1 protein-coding gene is annotated in these 6,515 nt (G+C 74.6%); it reads right to left on the minus strand.

Features of this window, described 5'->3' with window-relative positions; genetic code table 11:
* The coding region (locus tag VFZ92_RS34940) for an amino acid adenylation domain-containing protein (protein ID WP_330880986.1) at window positions 1-6,515 on the minus strand (6,515 nt) is incomplete at both ends.

Raw genomic sequence — 6,515 nt, forward strand, 5'->3', positions numbered from 1 at the left:
CCACGCGTTCAGCTCCGCGAACGACAACGACCGGTCCCCCACCACCAGCGCGACCGCGTCCGGCGTCCCCACCGCCCGAGCCTCGAACAGGTCCACCACCGTCGCGTCCGGCACCTCACCGGCCGTGTCGTTCCACTCCACCACCACGCGGTGCCGCTCGTCGTCGGCCATCAGCGACAGCTCGGCGAGCGGGCGGTGCGGGTCGGCCGCCACGTTCTCCAGCAGCACCACGAGGTGCGCGGCGAGGCGCTCGACGGTGTCGGCGTCGAACAGGCGCGGGTCGTAGTCCAGTTCGAGGCGCAGCCGGTCGCCCGCGTTGGCGCTGAGGGCGAGCGGGAAGCTGGTGGTGTCGGCGCCCTCGACGTCGAGGACCCGCACACCCTGATCGGCGTCGAGCAGCTCGTCCACCGGGTAGTTCTCGAACACCACCGCGCTGTCGAACAGCGACGACCCCGCGGGCACGTCGCTCCACGACCTCAGGTCCGCCAGCGACACGAAGTCGAACCGCCGCGCCTCGGTCTGCGCCGCCTGCACCTCCCGCAGCCACGACACGGTGTCCGCGTCGCCGGGCACGGTGATCCGCGTCGGCACGGTGTTGATGAACATGCCGACCATCGCCCCGACCCCCGGCAGTTCCGCCGGGCGGCCGGACACCGTGGTGCCGAACACCACGTCGGACTCGCCGCTGTAGCGGGACAGCAGCAGCGCCCAGGCGCCCTGCACCACGGTGTTGGCGGTCAGCCCGGCGGCGCGGGCGACCCGGTCCAGGTCGGCCGACCGCTCCGGGTCCAGCTCCACGCGGACCGACGTGCTCGACTCGGCGCGGTGCGCCTCGACGGGTGGGCGGTCCCACGGCAGCGGGGTCGGCGACTCGACCCCGGCGAGCACCTGCCGCCAGTGCCGTTCGGCCGCGGCCGTGTCCTGGTCGGCCAGCCACCTCAGGTAGTCGCGGAACGGCCGCCGCGGCGCGACGTCCGGCTCCCGGCCCTGGACGAGGGCGGCGTACTGCTCGCACACCTCCGCCAGCACCTGCGCGAAGCTCCAGCCGTCGAGCAGGATGTGGTGCGCGGTCCAGAAGAGGACGACCTCGTCGTCGGTGAGCCTGCCGATGGCCAGCCGCAGCAGCGGCGGCCGGGTCAGGTCCAGCTCCTCGGTGCCCACGGCGTTCCGCGCCGCCTCCTGCTCCTCGGCGGACAGGTGTCGCCAGTCGTGCTGGGTGATCGGGACGTCGACCCGGCCGCGCACGACCTGCACGGGGGACTCGACGCCCTCCCACACCACTCCGCCGCGCAGCACCGGCGTGCGGTCCACGACCCGGCGGCACGCCCGTGCGAGCGCGTCCGGGTCGGACACGCCGGACAGCGTGAGCAGGAAGCGGTTGGCGTAGGCCGTCGACGTGTCGTCCACGAGGGTGTGGAACAGCATGCCGGTCTGGAGCGGGGTCAGCGGGTAGACGTCCTCCACGTCGGCGCCGTCGCCGACCACCCGGTCCACGGCGGCCTGGTCCAGGCGTGCCAGCGGGAAGTCCGACGGCGTCCGGCCACCGGTGTCCGGCCGAGCGCAGTGCGCCACGACCTCCGCCAGGTTCCGCACCACGGCGTCGGCCACCCCGTGCACGGTCCACTCGTCGTGCACGTGCTCGGAGTAGAACCAGGACAGCACCAGCTCGCCGTCCTCGACCCCGCCGACCACGTCGAGCAGGAACGGGCGCGTGCTGCCGGGGTCGGCGTCGGCCGACAGGCTGTCGAGCCGTGCCCGGACCAGCCCCTCCTCGGCCGCCGCGACGTCCCACCGGCCGTGGTAGTTGACGCTGACCGGGGGCAGGGCGGTGCCGTCGAGCGCGGTGCCGGGCCTGAGCTGCCGCAGCGCCTCGAAGCCGAAACCCCGGCCTGGCACGGCGCGGAGCTGCTCCTTCACGGACTTGAGCACCGCGCCCCAGTCTCCGTCGGGCACGGTCAGCGCCACCGGGTACTGGGTGGTGAACCAGCCGACCGTGCGGGAGGTGTCGACGCCGTCGAGCACGTCCTCGCGGCCGTGGCCCTCCATCGTCACCGCCACCCGGTCCCGGCCGGTCCACGTCGCCAACGCCCGGCCCACCGCGCTGAGCAGCACGTCGTTGACCTGCGTGCGGTAGACGTCCGGGACGCGGTGCAGCAGCGCGTCGGTGTGCTCGCGGTCGAGCCGCACCGACACCACGCGGGTGGAGCCCGCGGTGTTCGGGCCGTCGCGGTCCACCGGCACCTCGCCCGTTCCGTCGAGCGCGGCGGTCCAGTGCGGCAGTTCGGCGTCGAACGCGCCGGACCGCACGTGCTCGGCCAGCCGGTGCGCCCACTGGGTGAACCGGGTGCCGACCGGGGGCAGGTCGATCCGCTCCCCCGCCGCGGCCTGGCGGTAGGCCGTCTCCAGGTCGCCCAGCAGGATCCGCCAGGACACGCCGTCCACGACGAGGTGGTGGGCCACGAGGTGCAGCCGCCCACCGGGGAGCAGCAGCGCGCGCAGCACCGGTCCCCCGGTGATGTCCAGCCCACCCTCGACCGCGGCTCGTTCGTCCACATCGGACAGGTCGAGCCGTTCCAGCTCGACCGTGGCCGCCACGACCTCCTGGCGCCAGTCGCCGTCCACGCGGGTGAAGCGGGTGCGCAGTGCCTCGTGGTGCGCCACGACCGCGTCCAGCGCCCGTGCGAGCGCCGCCGGGTCGACGTCCTCGGCCAGTTGCAGGTGGACCGACATGGTGAAGCGGTGCGGGTCGTCCGGGTGGGAGTCGAGGTACCAGCGCTGGATCGGCGTGAGCGGGGCGGGACCCGCGATCTCGGGCAGCCGCGCCGCCTCGGGGTCGCGGGTGCGGACGACGGTGGCCAGCTCGGCGACGGTCTGGTGGGTGAACACGTCCTTCGTGACCAGTTCCAGGCCCGCCTGGCGGGACCGGGACACGATCTGGATGCTCAGGATCGAGTCGCCGCCCAGGCCGAAGAAGTTGTCGTGCACGCCGACGCGGTCGACGCGCAGCGCCTCGGCCCAGATCCGGGCCAGCTCCCGCTCCACGGGCGTGCGCGGCGGCACGTGGCCCTCGTCGTTCCCGGCCCGCGGGTCGGGTGCGGGCAGGGCGCGGCGGTCGACCTTGCCGCTGCCGGTCGTGGGCAGCTCGTCGAGCAGGACGAACAGCGACGGCACCAGGAAGTCCGGCAGCCTCCGCTTCAGCCCGGCCCGCAGGTCGTCCGCGGCGACCGCGCCCACGACGTAGCCGACGAGGCGGTGCACCCCCGGCTCGACCTCGTGGGCCACGACCGCGGCCTCCGCCACGCCGGGCAGCCCGAGGAGGGCGGCCTCGACCTCGCCGGGTTCGACGCGGTAACCGCGGATCTTGACCTGGTCGTCGGCGCGCCCCCGGTACTCCAGCACGCCGTCCGCGGTCCACCGGGCCAGGTCGCCGGTGCGGTACAGGCGGCTGCCGGGCGGCCCGAACGGGTTGGCGGTGAACCGGTCGGCGGTCAGGCCCGGCCGGTTCAGGTAGCCGCGCGCCACCTGGTCACCCGCCAGGTGCAGCTCGCCGGGCACGCCCACCGGGGTGGGGCGCAGCTCGGCGTCGAGCACGTAGGCGCGCAGGTTGCGGCCCGGCGTGCCGATCACCGGGCGGTCGCGGTCGGCGATCGGCGTCCACACGGAGTCCACCGTGCACTCGGTGGGCCCGTAGAGGTTGACGGCGGTGACGCCGTCGGCGTCGGCCAGCGCGCGCCACAGCGGTTCGCCGACGGCCTCGCCGCCCAGGGCCACCAGCAGGGGCCGGTGCCGCACGGCGGTCAGCACGCCCTCCGGCACGAGTTGCTGGAAGTACGACGGCGTGCAGCTCAGGAAGTCGATCCGGTGCCGGACGACGTGCTCGACCAGCGCTCGGGGGTCGAGCCGGACCGAGTCGTCGACCAGGTGCAGCTCGTGCCCGGCGGCCAGCAGGAGCAGCCCCTCCCACGAGGCGTCGAACGTGTACGCGGCGGTGGCGATGCCGCGCAGCGGCGTCCCGTCGTCGGGCAGGAGGCGGGTGTGGTGGTCGGCCACGAGGGCGGCGAGGTTGCGGTGCTCGACCACGACCCCCTTGGGGCGACCGGTGGACCCGGACGTGTAGATCACGTACGCGGGGTGCTCGGGGCGCAGCGGAGCCGTGCGGTCGGCGTCGGTCGGGTCCGCGTCGGGGTTCTCCGCCACGGCGGGGTCGTCCACCAGCACGCGCGGCAGCCCGCCGGGCACGTCGGCGCCCGCGGTCACCACGAGCACCGGTCGGGCGTCGTCGAGCAGGAACGCGATCCGGTCGGCCGGGTGCTCGGGGTCGACCGGCAGGTACGCGCCACCGGCCTTGAGCACGGCCAGGACCGCGAACACCATCTCCGCCGAGCGGGGCAGGGCCAGCGCCACGACGGACTCGGGCCCGACGCCCGCGGCGACCAGGTGGTGGGCGAGCCGGTTCGCGCGGGCGTTCACCTCGGCGAACGTCCACGACCGGTCGCCCTCGACCAGGGCCGTCGCGGCGGGCGTGCGGGCGGCCTGGTCCTGGAAGACCTGGTGGTACGGCGGCGCGGGACCGTCGGCGGCGGTGTCGTTCCAGTCGTCCAGGACGTGCCGCAGCTCGTCGTCGGTGAGCAGCGGCAGGTCGGCCACGGCCCGGTCGGGGTCGGTCGTCGCCCCGGCGAGCAGCACGCCGACGTGCGCGACCATCCGCTCGGCCGTGGCGGCGTCGAACAGCGCCGTGTCGTAGGTCAGCACCGCCTCCAGCCTGCCCTCGTGCTCCTGGAACTGGAACGACACGTCGAAGCCCGCGGCGACGGACGGCGGCGGCAGTTCCTCGACGTGCAGGCCCGGCAGGCGCGGCCCGTCGTCGGGGGTGTTCTGGAGGACGACCATCGCCTGGAACAGCGGGGTGCGGCTGGGGTCGCGCACGGGGTGGACCTCGTCCACGACCCGCTCGAACGGCACGTCCTGGTGGGCGAACGCGTCGAGCACCGTCTCCCTGACCCGGCCCAGCAGGTCCCGGAACCCGCGGTGCGGGTCGACCGGCGTGCGCAGGACGAGCGTGTTGACGAAGAAGCCGACCAGGCCCTCCAGCTCGGTGCGGTCGCGGCCGGAGACGACCGTGCCCACGGCGACGTCGCGCTGCCCGGACCAGCGGGCGAACAGCACCTGGCAGGCGGCCAGCAGCGCCATGAAGAGGGTGCCGTCCTGGTCGCGGGCCAGCGACCTGAGCCGGTCGGTGACGTCGGCGGGCACCTGGAAGTGCACCAGCGCGCCCTGCTTGCCGCGGGTCGCCGGGCGGGGCCGGTCGGTGGGCAGCTCCAGCGGACGCGCACCGTCGAGCGCGTCCCGCCAGTAGGACAGGTGGTCGCCGAGGGCGTCCTCGGTCGACGTCCGCCGCTGCCACACCGCGTAGTCGGCGTACTGCACGGGCAGGTCGGCCAGCTTCGCGTCCGTGCCGCCGGTGGCGGCCTCGTAGCAGGCGCCCAGCTCACCGAGCAGCACGCCGTTGGACCAGCCGTCGGTGACGATGTGGTGCAGGACGAGCGACAGGACGTGGTGCTCCTCGCCCAGGCGCACCAGCAGCACCCGCACCAGCGGGCCGCGCCGCAGGTCGAACGGCGTGGTCGTCTCCCGTTCCAGCACGGCGTCGAGGTCGGCTTCGGACAGGTCGAGCACCGGCACCTCGACCGGGTGGGGCGGGTGCACGAGCTGCACGCCGTGGCCGTCCACGGTCTCGAACGTCGTGCGCAGCGACTCGTGCCGCGCCACCAGCGCGGTCAGCGCCGTGGCCAGGGCGTCCACGTCCAGCGGGCCGCGCAGCCGCAGGATCGACGGCGTCAGGTACTCGGTGCCGCCGGGCTCGAACTCGTCGAGGAACCACAGGCGCTGCTGGGAGAACGACAGCGGCAGGCCGCCGTCGCGGGGCACCACGGGGATGTCCGCGAGCCGCGCCCCGGCCGCGCCCGACACCAGTTCGGCGATGCCCGCGACGGTGGGGCTGGTGAACAGCGACCGCGGCGACAGCTCCACGTCGAACGCGGCGCGCAGCCGGGAGATCACCCGGATGCTGAGGATCGAGTCGCCGCCCAGCTCGAAGAAGTTGTCGTGGACGCCGAGGTCCGGCACTCCCAGCACCTGCGACCAGATGTCGGCCACGTCCCGTTCCACGTCCGTGCGGGGTGCGACGTGCTCGGTGCGGGACGCGGTCAGGTCGGGCGCGGGCAGGGCCCGGCGGTCGACCTTCCCGTTCGGTGTCACCGGAAGCGCGTCCAGTCCGACGAACGCCGACGGCACCAGGTAGTCCGGCAGCCGCTCGCCCAGCCACGACCGCAGGTCGGCGACCCCGGCCGGAGCGGTGTAGGCGACCAGCCGCTGGTGGCCGTCGTCCTGCCGGGCGACGACCACGGCTTCGCGGACGTCGGGGTGGCGGAGCAGGGTCGCCTCCACCTCACCCGGCTCGATGCGGAAGCCGCGGATCTTGACCTGGTCGTCGGTCCGGCCCAGGTAGTCCAGCG

This window comes from Umezawaea sp. (genome assembly GCF_036375055.1).
In the GTDB taxonomy this organism is placed as follows: domain Bacteria; phylum Actinomycetota; class Actinomycetes; order Mycobacteriales; family Pseudonocardiaceae; genus Umezawaea.